The following is a 19976-nucleotide window of genomic DNA, read 5'->3' as shown; positions in this document are numbered from 1 at the left end:
TCCTTTCCAAATTTTTTAAAAAATATCAACGGAATGCAGGCTCGCTAAAACTACGTAGCTTGCGACTATGTAATTGCTCGACGCCTTGATTACGCAATAATTCCAACGCCTTGATCCCTATTTTCAAATGTTGATTAACCCGTTGTTCATAAAAGCGATTTGCCATTCCAGGCAATTTTATTTCACCATGCAACGGCTTATCGGAGACGCATAGTAACGTGCCATACGGTACTCGAAAGCGGAAGCCATTTGCGGCAACAGTGGCGCTTTCCATATCCAGCGCGATGCTCCGACTTTGGTTAAAACGTAACAACGGCACTCTGTGATCGCGCAGTTCCCAGTTGCGATCATCGACCGACGCCACGGTGCCGGTACGCATGATGCGCTTGAGTTCGTACCCTTCCAACTGCGTGATATGTGCCACTGCATCCTGCAACGCCAACTGAACCTCGGCCAATGCCGGGATCGGCACCCAAAGTGGCAAGTCATCATCCAGGACATGATCATCCCGCACATACGCATGCGCCAATACATAATCGCCCATGCGTTGTGATGCCGCCAAGCCCGCGCAATGTCCGAGCATAATCCAGCCATGCGGTCGCAACACTGCGACGTGATCGGTAATCGTCTTGGCGTTGGATGGTCCAACGCCAATATTAATCAGCGTAATACCTGTACCGTCGCCACGTTGCAGGTGATAGGCTGGCATTTGCGGCTGACGCGCAGGTGCGATCCCCGTGATGGTGCGATCCGCAGGCAAGTCATCCAGATTAGCGTTCCAGGTTGTCAGATCGCCGGGCTCGACAAACGCGGTGTATTGCTGACGATAGGCGCGCTGCTCAGGATCGTCGGTCGCTTGCATCAATTCGCGTCCCATGCGGATAAATTCATCAACATAAAACGCATAGTTAGTAAACAACACATAACGTTGAAAACGATCCGGCGAGGTCGCTGTGTAATGCTTCAGACGATGTAGCGAATAGTCGATGCGTGGCCCGGTAAATAACGCAAGCGGATGTGGCTCGCCCGGTAGCGGTTGATAGGTGCCATTAACAATCCGATCATCCATTGACGCCAGATCAGGCAAATCGAATACGTCTGGAAGATGGCGCAAATGTTCCGGGTCCAGATTACCCTCGACGTGAATGCCTTCAGAAAAAGCAAAATGGACGGGAATCGGTAATTCACTGACGCCAATTTCCAGCGGCACGTCGTGATTATCGCGCAACAATTTGAACTGACTAACCAGATAATTGGTATATAACGAAGGCCGCGTCAACGTGGTCTGATAAACGCCTGGGCCGGCAACAAATCCAAACGATTGACGGGTATCCGCGCGCGTATTGATTTCGGTCGTAATACGCACAAATGGATAACAGGCACGCACCCGCCCCGGTAAAACTTCGCCGCTGGAAAACCGCTTAAAAGCATCCCGCAACAACGCGGTGTTATGTTCGTAGATGGCGCAAACACGCTCAACGGCGGCTTGTGGGTCTGTAAATTTTTCAGTTTTGAACATTGCTTCTCCCTAGATACCTGCATACCCAAATTTCTGAATACTCGAACAGGTCAAATGATAAAAAATCACATTAAAAACTTTGCCTGCACAGCGGCCTGACCGAACGGAGCAATTTCAATCGGTCTGTTTTGATTCTACTGGGATTGCCGATATTCTGACAGCGCCATATCATTAAACGCACATAAATTGTCGAGAATAGTCCTAGGACTAATCCAGACACGATTGCCAAGCGATCAAACGACCAAAGCAGCAGCGCGCGCCGCTTTCCACATCATCGTCTCAATTGCGACAATATGATGACATCCGTCTAAACGCTCACGTCGCTGAAAGCGCCCAATCAGCCGCCGCGCGCGCGTGGATACTAGCAGTATCAAACAGTGGCACCTCTGAATCCTGTGGCCCGACCAGAAGCGCTATCTCGGTACAGCCAAGAATAATTGCTTGCGCGCCCTGCGTCACCAGTTTGGCCATCACTTTGCGATACTCAGCCCGGGAATCAGCAACAATTTTCCCAAGGCAGAGTTCTTCATAAATGATTCGGTGAACCGTTTCCCTGTCCTCGAACGTTGGGATCAGCACTTTAAGCCCATGCTGTGTACACAGTCGGTCGCGATAAAAATCCTGTTCCATCGTGAAGCGGGTACCAAGCAGACCGACCGTCATAATCCCCGCTTGTTTGATTTGATGAGCGGTTGGATCCGCAATGTGAAACAAAGGAATGCGCACGGCTACCTCGATGGCAGGGCTTATCTTGTGCATGGTGTTTGTACAAAGAACTAAAAAGTCGGCACCAGCCAATTCAAGCGAGCGTGCGGCGCCAGCAAGCAACGCTCCTGCTGCGTCCCAATTTTCCACGTGCTGCAACTGTTCGATATCGTGAAAATCGACGCTATACAAGATGATCTTTGCAGAATGCAAGCCACCCAGACGCTCTTTAATCGCCTCGTTGATCTGACGATAATACGGCACAGTCGATTCCCAACTCATGCCGCCGATTAAGCCAATGATTTTCAATCGAAACCCCTTAAAGTGGAAACAGTCAGCGCTTATTGGAGGTGCGTCCTCGTTGATTGTGGCGCATACACTGTTTTAAAAACATAACAGGCTTAAATGCAAACCGACATAGGCTTGTTTGACTTAATACCTAGCAGTTAAGTTACTGCATAAAATCGTACTTGCCGCCTGTTTTGATCGCACGCAAATAAGCAGGCCGCGCATGAATCCGCTGCAAATAGGCCATCAGGCGTGGGCGCGTCTTATCTAAACCGGCACGCATATTCGCCGCCTCTAGCGGAAAACTCATTTGTATATCAGCTGCACTAAAATCCTCTCCAGCAAACCAGGTGCTTTTTCCCAGTTCGGCTTCCATGAAATTTAAATGCGTGACGAGTTGCGGATCAATGAAACTTTTTTGTACGCCGCCCGAAATCAGTCTGGCAAAAGGCCTCAAAAACGCCGGCATTGGCGGCTTCGGCAGGCGTTCGAAAATCAATTTCATCAGCAATGGCGGCATCGCAGAACCTTCTGCATAATGCATCCAATAGGTATAGCGTTGCGCATCTTTGCTCCCAATCGGCGGTTTCAGACGATCACCGCCATATTGCTGAATCAGGTATTCGATGATTGCGCCCGATTCTGCGACTGTATTATCGCCATCAGTAATCACCGGCGATTTCCCAAGCGGATGAATGGCGCGCAAAGATGGCGGCGCCAACATGGTTTTTGGATCACGCTGATAGCGTTTTACTTCATATTCCAGGCCGAGTTCTTCTAGCAGCCAAAGTACCCGCTGCGAGCGCGAATTATTCAAATGGTGCACAGTAATCATGGTTGAAGTTCCTGCGAAGTGTGGGCAATCGTTAGCTAGCGAAATCAATACGTTGTCCGATTATGCCATTGGAACACCGCTTTACAATAGCGCCACAGATGCGACCAGAATACAAAACATCCTTCACTGATCGCGTGGTGGTTCTATAATTAAAAGTAAGGACCAGCGCCGCCGCCGATCCCCGCGCTTGCAAATAAAGTCAACGCAAGAAAATATAAAAATTAAGGGAGAACACCATGCTGATCGACGTCGAAAAATCAACTTTATTGTTAGTGGATTTCCAGTCACGCCTGATGCCTGCGATTCATCAGGGTGAAACGGTCACAGCGCAAGCGGTGCGTCTGGGCCGCATCGCGCAATTGGTCAACGTGCCCATCATTGGAACGGAACAGAGCCCAACCAAACTTGGCGGGAATGAAGATGCTATTAAGCAACTGTGCCAGACGACTGTCAGCAAAATCCATTTCAATGCCTGCGCAGACGGATTGCTAGGTATCCTGCCGCGCCCGCGGCGACAAATTATCATAGCGGGTTGCGAAGCGCATATTTGCATGCTGCAAACGGCACTCGGCCTGCTGGCGCACGGTTTTGTGGTACGGGTTGTGGTTGATGCCGTCGGATCGCGCCGGGAAAGCGACCGCGACGCCGCACTGGCGCGGTTACAGCAAGCCGGGGCGCAACTCGTTACGGTCGAAATGGTGGCTTACGAATGGGTACGCAATAGTGAACACCCGGCTTTTCGTCAACTATTGCCGTTGATCAAGTAGCCCGCCACTGGTAGGTTGGTGCTGACCCACCATCACGCTTAAGGCCGGCCGAAAAATTCCAGCATTAGGAATGCCTGCAAAGCCTGGGCGTCAGTTTCTCTGGCTGACAGCGTGATGACCCGCCCCAATCGTTGCGAGTCCCACTGGAAGTCGCCCGGATAGCGCTTGCGAATCAGTTCGATCATGCTCTTTATAATAGCGGCATTGATATCGCCATTTAAACCAGCATCCACATCAATCGTCTGACGGCGGCTCTCGCGGGCGGTTGCGCCCCACCCACGGAATACGTATTGCGCGACGCGTGGCCCTTTGCTGATGATCTGGAATATTCCGCCACCGCCTTCGCCTTTGCGCGCTAAAAATTGAATATTCGCCTTTGCAACCGCATTATCAGCAGGTGCATTGCTTTCTGCTGGCGCACCCGGATCAGGGTCAGGGCGTCCCTCGGCTTCGGCTTCAGCACGTCGGCGATCACGGGCGGAGTTGAGCATCGTGCTCATATCCATTTCTGGCGGCGCGGGTTTAATCGTATCGGTCGGTGACGTCGCCTGTATTGGCGAGGGTGCAGGCGTTATACGCGCTGTCGAGGTCGGACGCGTTGGGCGACGTAACGGACGTGCGGCGAGTTTAGGCGGTGTTTTAGGCCGAACAACCGGCTTGGCGGGCGGATGCGGCACGGCTTTCGGCTGCGGCAACGAAACCACTCTGGAAGGTGTCTCCTGCTTACTTTTTATAAGCGAAACCACCAGCGGCGCGGCGTCTGGCTTCAGAGGCGGCACATCCTCATCCATCTGAAACCATACAAACGTCAGCAGACCCACATGAAGTAAAACCGACAAGGCAATACCGATCACTGTCCTGCGCCGTGCACGTACTTTCAGCGAACTGGTTGTTTGCGTTGTCTTTTTACTCATTTTACCGATGGAGGTCAACTGCCCCTGATGGGGACCGAACAAATGTTATTCGAAATGTCTAAGTAAATCCGAAAAATGGATTTTAAACAATTCGCAAAAATTCTTCACGTTAAATTGTGAAACATAGTGTAGCTGCGTGCTCAGCCCCTAAATGGGCCTAAAAAATGATTACACCAACGAAAATTTCCATCAATCACATCCTCACCAGGTTTTTCTCCCTGCAATAAACGCTAAAAAAGTTAGGAACGTGGTGACTATTGAACAATTCGGACATGATAGTAGCAGAGGAAACTCTTGAAAAAATTCGGTCGTAGGATCGATGTCGAAATAACATTGCTTTAATACGGAATTTACTGAGAAGTTAGCTATCTTGGGATTTTTTGGAATGCCGACGTGAGACCGCTTAACCCTGCCTGGAATAGGAAAGTATACGCTAGTCGCGGCATCCAACGATCTGACGCCGGAATTGGAAGCTATCTATTTGATCAAGGGCAAACAAAAAGTTGATGCGCATCACCCTGATGTGGGAAGGAGAAGCCAAAAAACACGACGATGATCGCTAAATGAAGCAATCTCCGTTTTCTCTGTTAATTATGTTATCTCGGTGATCTATGAAATCGAGCCGCGCAGATCCGACGGACTTCTGGCGAGCCTGCGATCATTGACTACCAGCCAACGCCAGCGCAAGAACGCACGCGACATGCATCGCTTCTCCCTCGGTCCCGTCATGAATCTGATGACGGCAACTGGTCCCGTCGGCCACGATAATCGCGCCTTTACCCGCCTTGCGCACCGCAGGAAGCAATGCCAGTTCAGCCATCGCCAGTGATGCTTCATAGTGCTCCGCTTCGTAACCGAAACTTCCTGCCATTCCGCAACAGGACGACTCCACCACCGACAATTGAACTTCGGGAATCCATTTTAGGACAGTCTGCACCGGACTAAAAGCATCAAATGCCTTTTGATGACAATGACCGTGCAGCAATACTTTGTTAGTCGGTAGCGGTTTCAGGTCCAGCGTGAAGCGCCCCGCCTTTTGCTCTTTTACCAAAAACTCTTCAAGTAAATAAGCGGAGCCTGATAACTTCTCTGCCTCCTCGCCGTAACCATAGCTCAAAAACTCATCGCGCAGCGTGAGCAAACAGGACGGTTCCAGACCAATTATCGGTACACCCCGATTAACAAACGGCATCAATGCATCCAGACTACGCCGCGCCTCGGCCTTTGCCTCTTCGACTAATCCCGCAGATAAATAGGTCCGACCGCAACATAACGGTCGCTGACCGGGAACAATATTAAACCGCACGGTATATCCAGCGGCTTCCAGAACCTGCTGTGCGGCAACAGCGTTCTCCGACTCCATATAGTTATTAAACGTGTCCACAAACAAGAGAACTTCTTTACGCTGATGGACGTCCGGCGTACTCGTTTTTGCATTGCCCAAAAACGATTTTCGGAAGCGTGGAAAGGACCGCTGCGGTGCCAATCCCAGCGATTTTTTTATCCACCCGGAAAGATACGGAACCCCTTCTATCAGCGCCAGCGCTCCGCCAACGTTACGCATATACGGCGCATAGCGTGGCATGAAAGCAACCAGACGATCGCGTAGTTGCAGACCGTTTTTTCTGGTCCATGCGGCGCGCGCTTCAATCTTGATCTTAGCCATGTCCACGCCGGTTGGGCAATCGCGTTTACATCCCTTGCAAGAAACACACAGATCTAATACTTCCTTCACTTCCTCACTAGCAAGACCGTCCTCTCCTAACTGACCAGACATTGCCAAACGTAAAGTGTTAGCGCGACCGCGCGTCACATGCTTTTCATCTTTGGTAATACGATAACTTGGGCACATTGTTCCTGCATCGAACTTACGACAATGGCCGTTGTTATTACACATTTCTACCAACTTGGCCAATCCGCCTGTGCGATCATCGCCAGTGCCGGGCGCAGTCTCTTCGCCTGTAAGCGGATCACGGTTGACGTTCCACTGTGACCAATCAAGTGCGGGAACCAAAGACAATTCACGGTAACCCGGCGCGTAACGGAAATTTCTACGGTCATCCATTTTTGGTGGACGAACGATTTTATCGGGATTGAAGCGATTCTCAGGATCGAACAAATCTTTGATTTCGGCAAAGGCTGCATTCAGTTTTGGCCCATATTGCCACGCCACCCACTCACCGCGACAGAGTCCGTCGCCGTGCTCTCCTGAGTACGCGCCTTTGTATTGGCGCACCAATGCCGATGCCGCTTCGGCGATTTCGCGCATGTCCTTTGCGCCCTCTCGCCGCATATCCAGAATCGGCCGAACGTGCAGGGTTCCTACGCTGGCATGCGCGTACCACGTGCCTTCCGTCCCATATTGATGAAAGACTTCAGTGAGTTGACTTGTGTACTCGGCCAGATGTTCAAGCGGCACAGCACAATCTTCGATGAAGGACACTGGCTTGCCATCGCCCTTCATGCTCATCATGATATTTAATCCCGCCTTGCGCACTTCCCACAAAGCTTTCTGTTCACCAGCCTGCGACATCTGCACCACTGAACCGGGCAAATGCAGATCGCTCATCAACTCCGCCAGCGCAGATAATTTTTTCCGCTGCACATCCAGATCTTCGCCCGAAAACTCAACCAGCAAAATCGCTGCGGGCTTTCCTATCAATGCCTTTTCTATCACTGGACGAAACGCCGGATTACTGATCGCCAGATCAATCATCGTGCGGTCTACCAGCTCCACAGCGGTCGGTCCAAGCTTGACGATGTGCTGCGCCATATCCATGGCTTGATAAAAGGTGGGGAAATTCACCACGCCCAATACTTTGTGTTCCGGTATCGGCAGCAGTGCTAACGTGATCTGTCGGGTATAGGCCAACGTGCCTTCAGAACCCACGAGAATCTGCGCCAGATTAGCCATGCCATCATCGGTATACGCCCGTGGATTCTGGCAATCAAAGATATCGATGTTATAACCGGCGACGCGACGCAAAACCTTTGGTGTGCGTTCAATAATTTCATCTCGCTCACGTTGCGCAATCCGTTGCAGACCCAGCACGATGTCGTGCAGGCGCCCGCTATCGGGCATCTGATCCAGCCGGCCAAACCGACCTTGCACGCCATCGGCAAGTACCGCGTCGATTGCCAGCACGTTATGTACCATATTGCCGTATTCAATCGAGCGCGAACCGCAAGAATTGTTACCCGCCATGCCGCCCAATGTACATTGTGCCGCGGTCGATACATCGACAGGAAACCATAACCCATGCGGTTTTAACCACGCATTCAGATGATCGAGCACAATTCCCGGCTCGACCGTGACAGTGCGCGCTTCCAGATCAAAGTCAATCACATTATTGAGCCACTTGCTGTTATCAATAATCAGCGCGTCACCGACTGTTTGCCCGCACTGACTAGTGCCAGCACCCCGCGCTAAAATCGGCATCTTACGGCTACGCGCGATGTCGAGTGCCAGCAAGAGATCCTTCTGATCGCGCGGCACGACCACTCCGATCGGCATGATTTGATAAATGGAGGCATCCGTGGCGTATCTGCCACGGTCTGCTTTTCCAAACAAAACATCTCCGCGCATTTCACGTTTTAACAGAGTCGCTATTACTGAACCATTGCCGCTGCTTGGTGGAGCGAGAAAAATAGGCTTAATCAACATAATTGGACTCACGATAAAAATAGAAAGCGACGAGAAAGCAACGTCAAATTGAGGTTAAAAATCGGCTTAAGAGGTGCTAAAAATGTGACCTAAATCAGTTCGAAAGTGACGGCAGGAAGTCCTGCAATTTCACCGGTCACCCTGCCGCCCTGAGTTGGGAAATCCACGCCGGTATAGGAACCCGTAGTGATAACGGTCCCGGCTAACAATGCCAGCCCTTTTTGGCTGCAATGATTAACTAGCCAGCATAACAACCGCCGCGGATCACCAGCGGGATTTTGACCGACTCCGCTAAACAGAGTAACGCCGTCGAGACGCAAATCAACAACCGGATTCAACGTAGAAAAATCCCCACGGTATGCGACCATCTGACCAATCATCAATGCACCGTGATTTTGCAAGTCTGCAAGCTGGACTAGCTTGGGCGCATCGCGCCAACCATTTACCCGGCTTGAAACGATCTCAATGGAAGCACCAAACCCGCTGATACTTTCTAATACTTCTTGCTCTGGAATCGGCTCAGATTGCGGCAAGAAATCCCTGTTAAATGAAAAGAATATCTCCAGTTCAAGACCAAGCACGGGATAGTCTTTTAGCGCAATTGAAACAGGTGTTGAAGCAGACGCCGCATAAATGCGCAGCTGTGGCAACGGCGCGCCCTGAATCGGTCCGATATCGGACTTCGCTCCGATTTTCCACCCGCCGATGCTGACATGACAGTTCTTCAGAATGCGTTGCTGAACCGCGTAAGCGCGGTCACTATTCTCTGGTTCCAGCGCTGCTGGTACCGATATTGTGGTGTTGCCGTTATACGCGACGCTCAAGATATCGGCTAACGCATTTACAGAATCAGTCGCAGAATCGGTCGCGGATATTGTGCTCATAAAATCTCTCTACATTAGATGGTGGATGGTTGAATGGTCGGATGAAACGAGCGGGAAAACGTGCAAAACATTATTCCTGCCACGCTCACCCCGGACGTCATATTGCCACCTAATCATCGTACGCGTGCAGACTAAACCTGCACTTTGGATGCCATCGTCGCCTTGAGCCCATCGGCCGAGGCAAACTTCGCCTCTGGCTGCATACGGAACGCCAGCACCACACCTACCGCCATCAAGATCATGCTGCCGACAAATGGCAATTCCCAACTACCATATCGGTCAATTAAATAGCCCGACAAAACCGGTGAAATAATCGCTGCCAGTGCCGAACCCGTATTCATCATGCCGCTGGCTGTACCCGCCGATTCGGGGGCGATATCCATTGGAATAGCCCACATCGGACCAATCGTCATTTCCGCAAAGAAGAAGCCCGCGCTGAGACAGATTATCGAGACATAAAGGTTATGGGTAAAGATGATCGGCAGCAACGACAACAAGGTGAGCAACATACAGACAGACACCATGTAACTTCTGGCGATCTTCAGATTGCCGGTGCGTATCAACAATTTATCGCTGACAATCCCGCCCAGCGTATCGCCGACGACACCGGCAAAAAAGACGCTGGAGGCGAAGATAGCGGATTTCTTCATGTCGAGGTTATAGCTGTGCAAAAAGTACTGCGGAATCCAGCTCAGGAATAACCACAACGTCCAGCCATAGCAAAAATACACAATAGTGACAGGCAACATTCGCTTAAAGAGCGGCCCCCACGGCGTTTTGGTATTGCCTGTTTTGGGCGCTGGCATCGCAGCCAATTCTTCGGGCGTTATGCGCGGGTGCTTGGTGGGATCTTCGGTAAATACAAAAGCCCATACAAGCACCCAAACCAGGCTTAACGCGCCGCAGATGTAGAACGATTCTCGCCATCCGTATTGCACCATGACGAAAACGATTGCCGCTGGCGCGGCTGCGTTACCGATACGGGCGAATGCGTGCGTAATACCTTGCGCAAATCCGCGTTTCTCTTTCGGTATCCAGCGTGCCATCGCTGAGGTCGCGGCGGGAAATGTTGCGCCCTCACCCAATCCGAGCAAAAGACGCGCCAACAATAGAGACGTCAGACCGCCAGCAAAGCCGGTCAGAATGGTTGCAATGGCCCACAAAATACCGCAATAAATCAGCGTTCGCTTCGCGCCAAATTTGTCGCTGACCCAGCCGCCAATAATTTGGAATACAAGGTAAGGATAAGCAAAGGCGGAAAAGACTAGACCGATTTCGGTTTTAGAAAGATTGAACTCTTTGCCGAATCCTGCCGCGGCGGTACTCACATTCACACGATCCAGATAAGTGATGAAATACATCAGGCAAAGCATGAGAAGCACGATGGTGGTCGCGCGAAAGCGTAGGTGTTTCAAGGTTGTCTCCAATATGTATTGGTCGTCAAGCTAAAGCGTTATTTCTTGCCGCTCACCATAAATCGTCTCTGCGATTTTGTGGTCAACGGGCAGCGTCGCTAATGGAGCACGTGGGCTGCTTGGTTCGGGCAGTAATGATGTGACTTATGGTTTGTGGTTTGTGGCTTGTTATGTGCCCGCTTTCAGCATGGATGCGCTCTTGTGCGTGGAGAGATAATCCATCGCCGCCAGGACGCCACTACCCGCCAATGTCACGCCAGCAAGTTTCAGCCCCATTTCGCAACCGGAAAGCGTCGCCATTAAGGTCAAATCATTGGCTTCGCCCAAGTGACCGATGCGGAACATACGGCCTTTCATCTTGCCTAGTCCGGTACCCAGCGACATATCAAAATTTTCATAGATCGTCTTGCGAATCGCATCCGCATCAAAACCAACTGGTGTCATCACGCCGGTCAGCACGGGCGAATACACGGCGGGATCAGCGCACTGCACTTCCAGTCCCCACGCCTGAACTGCTGCACGACATGCCGCGGCAAGACGCTGATGGCGTGCAAACACGTTATCAAGACCCTCGCCCAAAATCATATCCAGTGCCTCGGACAGCGCATACAAAAGATTGGTATTGGGGGTGTACGGCCAATAGCCGGTTGCGTTCATTTCTATGATGTCGGTCCAATCCCAAAAAGCACGCGGTAATGTAGCTTGCTTTCCCACCGCAATGGCTTTTTTTGAGACAGCATTGAAGCTAATCCCAGGTGGCAACATCAACCCTTTTTGCGAACCTGAAATGGTCACGTCGACGCCCCATTCATCATGCCGATAATCGGCCGACGCCAATCCTGAGATCGTATCAACCAACAGTAATGCAGGATGGCCTGCGGCGTCGATTGCCTTACGCACGGCCGCGATATTGGAGGTCACGCCGGTCGACGTTTCGTTGTGCACCACGCACACCGCCTTGATAACATGGCGCGTATCTTCGCGCAGCCGCGCTTCGATCAAATCGGCCTGCACACCAAGTCGCCATCCCTCCACGCCCGGCAGACCAAGAAACTCCGGCTTAAGACCTAACGCCTCCGCCATTTTTTTCCACAGCGTCGCAAAATGCCCGGTCTCGTACATCAGCACCGCGTCACCCGGACTAAGCGTATTGGTCAATGCTGCTTCCCACGCGCCAGTCCCGGACGCGGGATAAATAATAACCGGCTGCTCGGTTTTAAAAATCTTCTTGATGCCCGCCAATACTTGCAAGCCTAACGCACCAAATTCAGGCCCGCGATGATCGATAGTGGGATAACTCATCGCCCGCAAGATACGGTCTGGAACAGGACTTGGGCCTGGAATTTGCAAGAAATGACGACCGGCTGGATGGAAATCAAGTGTTAGCATATGTGCCTCTAAAGTATTTTGAATTTTGAATACAAAATACTTTATCAGCCAAAATACAAAACGTAAAGTAAACTTTCTGTTGAGGAGAATTGAGCCATACGGTACTAATTTAATAAAAATGTAAGATTTATAGGGTTATTAGCGGAAAGATATCCTACTTTCTACCTATCTTGGATAACACAATTTTCGGGCAATTCCTCACTTGATGATAAAATTGCGGGATAGAGAATAGGATTTTTTGAATGAAAAATACAATTGAGGGCGAAGTTGTCTTACCAACGCAACCTTTGCTACCCAAATTAGAGCGTCAGCGACTGCACGATACGGTGGTCGAGCATTTGCGCAACCTCATCGTCGAGGCCGTTCTTATACCTGGCATGAAACTCAACGAGCGAGAGCTTTGCGAAACCCTAGGCATCTCTCGCACGCCGCTGCGTGAGGCAATGAAAGTGCTCGCAGCAGAAGGCTTAATTGAGATATCCCCCAATCGCGGCGCGTCGGTATCAAAGATGACAGAAAGCGAAATCTGGGAAACATTTGAGCTGATGAGTGGCATTGAGGCCTTCTCGGGAGAGTTGGCTTGTGAGCGGATTACCGCGGTTGAGCTAGCCGAAATCAAAGCGCTTCATTACGCGATGCTGGCTTGTAAAGCGCAAAATGACTTACCGGGCTATTACGTGCGTAATCAAGAGATACACGACCGCATTAATGAAGCAGCCAAAAACTCCGTACTGCGACAAACCTATCTGGGCCTGAATCGACGTCTCAAAGCGTTGCGCTTCAAATCAAATTTTCAAGCACAAAAATGGGACAACGCCGCACATGAACATGGCGAAATGATCGAGGCACTTGAAGCTAGAGATGGAAAAAGACTCTCAGCGATATTGCGCAGTCATCTCCTCAGCAAGCGCGATGCAGTGCTGAGTATTCCGTCCTAAATATTTCAGATTTGCAAAAGTTGGCTTTGCCTGTCAGAGCCAATAATCGGACCATCCGCAAGAACCTCCTCACAGCACTACCTCAAAAAAGCCGCAGCTTTTTGAAGACTTCATGCCGGTTATACGTGACGGCTATACATAACTGCTGCCATCTCACCTCTCATCCGCATTCAATTTTGTCCAAGCTTACCGAGCCAAAGCGACTACACGCCGCGACCATCAAAAATATAGAAGAATCTATTTTTATACGCGATTACTCTTGAACGATACGGACAATAATTTCAAGATTTATCTTGGATACATTCTGGATAGACTTTTACATGAACATGAACATTATTATTATAATAATAATGAAAATATAAGTCTCACTCTTTCTAATATCCCATTATTAATGGCGGAAACATACTATTAATTTATATAAAAAAATTCCCTCGTTACGCTGACGAGATTATTCTCCCGCATAAGATTTATCTCCCATAATAAAATCGCCTCATATCAGATTAATCTTAATCATTGACACGGTAACGCCTTCACCATCAAATAAATATTTTATGAATAGTGTGTTTTACACATATAACGACCAAAGCGTATTTGTCGCAATTATTAAAATAATTTAAAATCCGCTTTTATAAATATTTATATTTCACATGAGCATATATTTTAGACAATATAAACTATTAACATTTTATATAACCGGCAAATATGTAGCCTTTAAATCCCGCTAATATCCATTTCACACACCCCATTGCAAAATGGCGCATATCACGTCACGCGACCGTAACACCCATCCCAGGAATCAAATAAGACAATGAAAATCGTATCCAATCTGAAACGCCCCGCTTTGCGCATCCTTCCGCTGGCAATCGTGATGACATTCATCTCCAACGCGGCCTATGCTGATGCTGGAGATCTAAAATGGTTACATAAACCGAGTACTGCTGCGACGTTCACACAGTTTCAAGACATAGTAGTGGATGCACAAGGCGATTTATATACCGGTATGAGTAAGTTGCCTCGAACTGATAGCGCAGCGCCAAATGCATACGGCCTACTTTCATTCAAAGGCGCAAGTAATAAATTCGAACAAAAATGGGAACATATTTACCAACTTGATAGCACCGGCAGCCACGGAAAATCGTTTAATAACTTATTACTTAAAGATGATGTCATCGTCGCAAAAAAAGAGGATCACACAGAGTTACTGTTCATTGATCGCATCTCCGGTAAAATTATTCAAAGTACCACACTGCCAGCCGATGATATCGAGAATGTCGGGGTAAAAAGAATGCGGGCAAACGCTGGCGCGTTAGGCATGGATGAAAGACTGTATTTCAACGGCTGCCAGGCGGTGACAGATACATTAGCCTTTCATAAGCTATACAGCGTCGGCTTTGACGGCCATATTAAGTGGCAACAACAACTTGACGAGGTAGCCTGCACTTTCGAGAAGGGTGGAATCAGGCTTGGATACGTTCCACTCTCGCCGATTGTCGGCGCAGATGGTGCCGTACATATCTCGACACAGGTAACTGATTCACCATTGACTGAATTCGGCGAAGGCACGGTATTTAAAGGACACGTCCACACATTTCATCCTGATCGGGATCAAATCACAGCCGCCGGCAAAGAACTTCCGGTGCGCTTGCTCCAACCGGTGATGGGTGACCACGATATCGTGTATTCATTAGGCTACCGCCAGAGCAATCCTGACAATCCTCACCTTCCCCCTACCGCTGACTACAAGCCTGGTGAATATACGCTTTATGCCATTTATCCGGATCAATCATTTAAGTCTCTGCTCAGTTTTAAAAGGGCAAAAGCGTATATCGGTTACGAAGGGGTCGCCGAGCCGATTATCGCGGGATCACGGATTTACTTCCCTTTCGATGTAAAGAAGAAGGGAGAGTATTACGGTGCTATCGCCGGGCTGAAACTAAACGCACAGGGCGTCGGCCAAGGTCCTATCTGGATTTATCAGTTCAAAGACAATCCAGATATGAGTAATGCAACTGTCGCTGCGACCCCGGTCGTCAGCCAGGGTAAACCAGAAGAAGGTATTCCAGGCACAGTCTATGTTGCTTCTCAAGACGGCCTCTACGCGCTCAATGCCGCCACAGGCGAGCCTATCTGGAAAAAATTGGGCGCCGATTATTCTGGCATCAAGCAATTGACACTAGGCTTGGATGGCACACTATATGCGGTTTATTCCCGCGCCATTATGGCTATTGAAGGCGACGGTACACCGCTGGCGAAAGGTCCATGGCCTAAAACCCGCGGTAATCTGGCCAATACCGGCCAAGTGCTCAAAAGTATCAATGAGCCGATCATTAGCCGGCCCTGGATCAAGGCTGGACAGATCAATGCAACCAGTGACTTACCGATTGGCAGTATGGTAAATGTTACCGCGACAGCGCCTAACGCCAAACCAACGAGTATCGACATCATCTTGCCTAGCGGTAGTAATACCCATTATCGCAGGCCCAAGTATGTCGCCGATCAACTCAATAACACCACGCAATTCCGCGCAGGCGTCCAACAGAAAGATGGGTCCTTTGCACCGCAATATAGCCAGTATCTCAACGTGATCTGGTCGCAAGCAAAAGATGCAAAAGTAACGGTGACGGTAAACCCGGCAACTGACGGTGCGCCAACCTGGAAAAACGCCAGTGCGATCACCTCAACCGGCGACCTGAAGATCGGCAGCAACGTGCGCATTACACTGACCGACCCAGAAGGCCATCAAACCCAAAAATCATTCGCAGTGACAAAGGGCGCAAATGGTCATTATGAATGGCCGAAACATTTGGCGGACTTTATCAATAGCGAGTTTGTTACCTTGCGTGCCGGTGAAATGATTGGAAAAGATAAATTCACGACGTTGAAAAGTCAATACCGCAACACGTTATGGGTCCAACCCGGCTATAACGCCGAATTAACATTCAATAACTAAGTAACTAAGCGCTGGTTTTATCGAGTGGCTTCCGGTTCATGCGGATCTGAAGCTGCTTAGTAGCGTCTAAGAAGAATGCCGAAATAGCAACGCCAGGATTGCTCGTCGCCATGCAAGCGAGTGGCATCGCCCATCTTTGAACCGTTATCGGTCAATCATTGATGGGCGATTTTTTTAGCGCAAAATATAAATATATAACGAAAAAACAAAAAATTGAATGTATGCATCGTTTTGCAGCTAAACGTAAGCTTTCTGGCACTTTATCCACTTGTAGATTAATATAATTAATAAGTCCATTTATATACAAATAGGATTTCTAAGACTGGGCGGTTTCAAATACCAAGCGCAACACTGGGTTAATTAACAGTGTCAGTCGGATGTTGTAGCAACGCGATGTGCTGAGTATAAACGACGAGTGGCGACTCATAATCGAGCCTTGCTCTTGGACGCGTATTGAGCGACAAGGCGATGGCGTCGAGTTCGTCCTGAGAGTAGATCGACAGGTCCGAACCCTTGGGCATGTATTGGCGCAACAAGCCGTTGGTATTTTCATTTGACCCGCGCTGCCAAGGGCTGTGCGGGTCGGCGAAATAGATCTGAACACCGGTGCGCTCGGTGAGGATTTTGTGGCCGTGCATCTCGCGCCCTTGGTCGTAAGTCATGGTCTTGCGCATCGCTGCCGGCTCGCGGTTGAGCACCGCCGAGAAGCTGTCGACGACCGCTTTGGTGGTTGCGTTGTCCATCTTGGCGAGCACCACAAAGCCGGTCGTGCGCTCGACCAGCGTGCCCACCGATGAGCGGTTGCCGGCACCCTTGATCAAGTCCCCTTCCCAATGGCCGGGAATGAGGCGGTCCTCGACCTCTGGAGGCCGGATGTGGATGCTCTGCATATCTGGGATCTGACCCCGGCGATCGGTGCCACGGCTGCGTGGCTTACGGACCTGGTTGTGGTGACGCAGGCAGGCAATCAGCTCACGCTTGAGTTCGCCGCGTGGGTGCAAGTAGATGGCGTTGTAGATGGTCTCGTGGGACACAGATTTCTCAGAATTGTCGGGCCAAAGGGCCCTGAGTTTGCGCGCTATTTGCTGCGGCGACCAGAGGAGTTTTAGCTGATGCCGGACGACCTGGAACAAGGCCCCGTCCGCGTGCAGTTTGGGAAGACGTCGCGGCAGGACACGACGCGCCTGGCATTGTGCGTGGGCCAGATTGGCATCGTAGACGCCGGCACCGCTGGTGCGTTTGAGTTCGCGGCTAATCGTGCTGGCTGAACGGCAAAGGCGTTTAGCAATGGATCGGGTGGAGCACAGGTCGTCGCGCATGGTCATGACGACGGCGCGTTCCTGAGTAGTTAAATGTTTGTAAATTTTCGCCATGGCGGCACCTTACAGCAGAAGGTGTTGCACTTGGTCTTTGAGAACGCCCTGTATTACACCCAAAGATAGCTACAGTTGCCCCTAAAAGACTGTCGAGCGCAGGGCTAAGAGCCTTCTTTAATATTGCCCGCGACTGGCATTTAAAAAACGACCAAGAAATCATTTTGCTAGGCAATCCTAGCCGTGCGGCCTATTTCAAGTGGAATAAAGCGCCCGAACGGCATTGCTCAGTCGCGATACCTTAGAGCGGATTTCTTATTTGCTAGGCATCTATAAATCCTTACAAATATTACTTCCAAATACTATTTCCGCTGATGCCTGGATTAGCAAGCCAAACAATACTCCTCTATTTGGCGGGCAAAGTGCGCTGGATCGCATGCTGTCAGGGAATGTGGCTGATTTGTTTGTGGTGCGCCAATATCTTGATGCTGCTCGTGGTGGATGGTCGTAATGCAATTGCCGGAGATGACACTCGATTGGCTTCCCTGATTCAGAATTATTTCAACCAGATTTCCTTCCATTTATATATTTGATCGCGTGGCCGAAGCCGCAGACTTTGACGCGCTCTATGAAATTGAAGCGATGACAAATCCGCGTATTCGAAATGAAATCGGCGAAATTTCTTTGGAACCAGAAAGTGAGCGCATATATGGGAATGGCAGCGGCCCCATCATGGTAGCCTTCACGCACCTCAACCCTGATGGAAGCCGGTTTTCGAATGGGAGTTATGGTGTTTTTTATGCGGCAAAAGAAAAAGAAACTACCATAGCAGAAACGAAACGTCATTTTGCAGCCTTTATGCTGGCAACACATGAGGAGCCGATTTACCTTCAAATGCGTCTTTACCAAACGCGAGTTAAAGGTTTGGTGACAGATTTATTTCCCGACAAAGACACCCATCCAGAGATATTTTCACTGAAGAGTTATTTATCTTCCCAATCATTAGGAAAAGAAATCCGTGAAAGTGGCTCGAATGGGATTTGCTACCCAAGTGTAAGACGAGAAAATGGTACCTGTGTCGCGGCATTCAAAACTGCCATTTTGAGTGAATGCAACCATGCCGCCTACCTGGAATATCATTGGGACGGAAAAGAAGTTAACTATGTGACGGAAAGAATTGAATAGCTTATACCGACTCATCCGGTAAGGATTTTATTTCTTGCATACTCATGCTGCTTTTCCGAACACGTCCATTGGAACAACTTATAAAAGATGTCATCTTGCGGTCCAACTATGGTGCCCGTTATCGGACGGGCCTGCCAATCAGCAGCAGCATCGCCAAATGGGAGTGAATCTGGTTGTTAGCCACCGCATGGCCAAATATCGCCAGATGCGCTGGACCGACGAACGCGCGCACTGCCTGGTGCAGGTCAGAGTAGCGGTTCTCAATGGTGAACTGTCGCCCGCCAATCTCGGCGTCTTCGGTGTCAGATCAACCTCGGCCAGCGATTTGCGTAAGCCCCGCGCGAACGACAGGTCATTTCAACAGCACGGGCAACCAACTCATCTCCCCACCTTTTGCAGGCTCTCCTGGGCTGGCCGCTACCAGTCCGATCAGCCACACGCGATATTGCATTGGCCTGTTGACTTGCGGCGTTGACTTTGCCGCAGCTAATGATCCATTCCTTAGCGCCAGCACAGATCAATTAATAGCCGTAATTCTTGGCCACCGTATTACCTAAATACCCGCCACCAACTACACCTGCAACGGTTGCAAGCGTACGACCGTTTCCGCCGCCCACCTGATGTCCCAAGAGTCCACCGATCACCGCGCCGGTAGCTATTCCCAACGGACTCATTTGTGACACCGGACTGGCTTGAGCTACTTGGCGGGACTGTTGGATCGGCGCTTCATATTGGGCCTGTGCATAAGATGAATCATGATGCCGATAAACATGATGGACTACCGTTTTTTGTTTAGTCATACTGGGCGTCGGGGCAACCTGATATCCCGCCACCGCAGGTGAAGCCACTGGCTGCATGTATTGGTAACCGTTGGGTGTCTGTACTAAGACCGGTGCGCCCGCCGGCAATGCCGCGGGAACCGACATCGCCATCTGTGCGGCAGGCGTTGCTACTGGCGCTTGCGATCCCACTGCATTCCCGTGAGAATTCGGTAGCAAGCCCGCAATCGCTGCGACGCCAAGCAGACTTGCCAAGATAACAGATCCTGCCGCGCCGGCGACTAATGGATGCATACGCGGTGTTGATTGACTGACTTCCATTTGATACTCCAGAGAACGTTGAGAGTGATTTTATTGTACGAACGTATCGGTCACTTACACAGCGAGATTGTGTATCAGGTGTTTCGAATTGCAACACGGGCACGCCTAAC

13 protein-coding genes and 2 pseudogenes are annotated in these 19976 nt (G+C 50.1%); 5 read left to right on the top strand and 10 right to left on the bottom strand.

Annotation, left to right across the window (positions count from 1 at the left end):
* Positions 1-25: 25 nt before the first annotated feature.
* The 3 genes from RGU75_RS10015 to RGU75_RS10005 form a co-directional block, all read right to left on the bottom strand.
* Positions 26-1519, bottom strand: coding sequence for an AMP nucleosidase (locus RGU75_RS10015; RefSeq protein ID WP_322235483.1), 1494 nt, complete (start codon positions 1517-1519; stop codon positions 26-28).
* Between the two features lie 315 nt (positions 1520-1834).
* Positions 1835-2533: an aspartate/glutamate racemase family protein gene (locus tag RGU75_RS10010; protein WP_322235481.1), complete on the bottom strand. Its 699-nt coding sequence runs from the start codon at positions 2531-2533 to the stop codon at positions 1835-1837.
* Positions 2534-2675: 142 nt separating this feature from the next.
* Complete coding sequence (locus RGU75_RS10005) at positions 2676-3347, bottom strand: glutathione S-transferase (protein WP_322235479.1); 672 nt, start codon at positions 3345-3347, stop codon at positions 2676-2678.
* A 236-nt stretch (positions 3348-3583) separates the two neighbouring features.
* On the opposite strand from RGU75_RS10005, the gene RGU75_RS10000 reads away from it, so the two are divergent.
* Positions 3584-4114, top strand: a complete 531-nt coding sequence (locus RGU75_RS10000) for an isochorismatase family protein (RefSeq protein WP_322235477.1) — start codon at positions 3584-3586, stop codon at positions 4112-4114.
* Positions 4115-4152: 38 nt separating this feature from the next.
* Here the strand turns inward: RGU75_RS10000 and RGU75_RS09995 are convergent, their stop codons facing one another.
* The 5 genes from RGU75_RS09995 to RGU75_RS09975 form a co-directional block, all read right to left on the bottom strand.
* Entirely contained in the window at positions 4153-5028 is an 876-nt protein-coding gene (locus RGU75_RS09995; RefSeq protein ID WP_322235475.1) for a hypothetical protein, read from the bottom strand.
* Positions 5029-5686: 658 nt separating this feature from the next.
* Positions 5687-8692, bottom strand: a complete 3006-nt coding sequence (locus RGU75_RS09990) for an FAD-binding and (Fe-S)-binding domain-containing protein (protein WP_322235473.1) — start codon at positions 8690-8692, stop codon at positions 5687-5689.
* Between the two features lie 89 nt (positions 8693-8781).
* On the bottom strand, positions 8782-9576 hold the full coding sequence (locus RGU75_RS09985; RefSeq protein ID WP_322235471.1) for a fumarylacetoacetate hydrolase family protein: 795 nt from the start codon (positions 9574-9576) through the stop codon (positions 8782-8784).
* A gap of 131 nt (positions 9577-9707) precedes the next feature.
* Positions 9708-10949, bottom strand: coding sequence for an MFS transporter (locus tag RGU75_RS09980; RefSeq protein ID WP_322240405.1), 1242 nt, complete (start codon positions 10947-10949; stop codon positions 9708-9710).
* 210 nt (positions 10950-11159) lie between these two features.
* Entirely contained in the window at positions 11160-12380 is a 1221-nt protein-coding gene (locus RGU75_RS09975; RefSeq protein WP_322235468.1) for a pyridoxal-phosphate-dependent aminotransferase family protein, read from the bottom strand.
* A gap of 242 nt (positions 12381-12622) precedes the next feature.
* Between RGU75_RS09975 and RGU75_RS09970 the strand changes: the two genes are divergently transcribed.
* The gene (locus RGU75_RS09970) at positions 12623-13318 is read left to right on the top strand and encodes a GntR family transcriptional regulator (protein ID WP_322235465.1); all 696 of its coding nucleotides are present in this window, start codon (positions 12623-12625) and stop codon (positions 13316-13318) included.
* A gap of 808 nt (positions 13319-14126) precedes the next feature.
* On the top strand, positions 14127-16268 hold the full coding sequence (locus tag RGU75_RS09965) for a hypothetical protein (RefSeq protein WP_322235463.1): 2142 nt from the start codon (positions 14127-14129) through the stop codon (positions 16266-16268).
* A gap of 356 nt (positions 16269-16624) precedes the next feature.
* Here RGU75_RS09965 and RGU75_RS09960 read toward each other — a convergent pair whose 3' ends face one another.
* Entirely contained in the window at positions 16625-17641 is a 1017-nt protein-coding gene (locus tag RGU75_RS09960) for an IS30 family transposase (protein ID WP_322234666.1), read from the bottom strand.
* Between the two features lie 65 nt (positions 17642-17706).
* On the opposite strand from RGU75_RS09960, the pseudogene RGU75_RS09955 reads away from it, so the two are divergent.
* Both RGU75_RS09955 and RGU75_RS09950 read left to right on the top strand, forming a co-directional pair.
* Positions 17707-18092 (top strand): annotated as a pseudogene (locus RGU75_RS09955) (MbcA/ParS/Xre antitoxin family protein).
* Positions 18083-18766: pseudogene (locus tag RGU75_RS09950) on the top strand (RES family NAD+ phosphorylase). The pseudogenes RGU75_RS09955 and RGU75_RS09950 overlap by 10 nt, the downstream one beginning before the upstream one ends.
* 521 nt (positions 18767-19287) lie before the next feature.
* On the opposite strand, the gene RGU75_RS09945 reads toward RGU75_RS09950, so the two are convergent.
* A complete protein-coding gene (locus RGU75_RS09945) occupies positions 19288-19866 on the bottom strand; it encodes a glycine zipper 2TM domain-containing protein (protein WP_322235461.1) in 579 nt (192 codons plus the stop codon).
* Positions 19867-19976: the final 110 nt, after the last annotated feature.

This window comes from Glaciimonas sp. CA11.2 (assembly GCF_034314045.1).
In the GTDB taxonomy this organism is placed as follows: Bacteria; Pseudomonadota; Gammaproteobacteria; order Burkholderiales; family Burkholderiaceae_D; genus Glaciimonas.
The sequence above is the reverse complement of the archived record's forward strand: the minus strand, read 5'-3'. Positions and strand labels throughout refer to the sequence as shown.

What these genes read in the sequence shown, in the direction of transcription:
- RGU75_RS09965 (WP_322235463.1), top strand. Translation starts at nt 14,127, where the DNA reads ATGAAAATCGTATCCAATCTGAAACGCCCCGCTTTGCGCATCCTTCCG.
- RGU75_RS09970 (WP_322235465.1), top strand. Translation starts at nt 12,623, where the DNA reads ATGAAAAATACAATTGAGGGCGAAGTTGTCTTACCAACGCAACCTTTG.
- RGU75_RS09980 (WP_322240405.1), bottom strand. Translation starts at nt 10,949, where the DNA reads ATGCTTTGCCTGATGTATTTCATCACTTATCTGGATCGTGTGAATGTG.
- RGU75_RS09945 (WP_322235461.1), bottom strand. Translation starts at nt 19,866, where the DNA reads ATGGAAGTCAGTCAATCAACACCGCGTATGCATCCATTAGTCGCCGGC.
- RGU75_RS10005 (WP_322235479.1), bottom strand. Translation starts at nt 3,347, where the DNA reads ATGATTACTGTGCACCATTTGAATAATTCGCGCTCGCAGCGGGTACTT.
- RGU75_RS09960 (WP_322234666.1), bottom strand. Translation starts at nt 17,641, where the DNA reads ATGGCGAAAATTTACAAACATTTAACTACTCAGGAACGCGCCGTCGTC.
- RGU75_RS10000 (WP_322235477.1), top strand. Translation starts at nt 3,584, where the DNA reads ATGCTGATCGACGTCGAAAAATCAACTTTATTGTTAGTGGATTTCCAG.
- RGU75_RS10015 (WP_322235483.1), bottom strand. Translation starts at nt 1,519, where the DNA reads ATGTTCAAAACTGAAAAATTTACAGACCCACAAGCCGCCGTTGAGCGT.
- RGU75_RS09990 (WP_322235473.1), bottom strand. Translation starts at nt 8,692, where the DNA reads ATGTTGATTAAGCCTATTTTTCTCGCTCCACCAAGCAGCGGCAATGGT.
- RGU75_RS09985 (WP_322235471.1), bottom strand. Translation starts at nt 9,576, where the DNA reads ATGAGCACAATATCCGCGACCGATTCTGCGACTGATTCTGTAAATGCG.
- RGU75_RS09975 (WP_322235468.1), bottom strand. Translation starts at nt 12,380, where the DNA reads ATGCTAACACTTGATTTCCATCCAGCCGGTCGTCATTTCTTGCAAATT.
- RGU75_RS09995 (WP_322235475.1), bottom strand. Translation starts at nt 5,028, where the DNA reads ATGAGTAAAAAGACAACGCAAACAACCAGTTCGCTGAAAGTACGTGCA.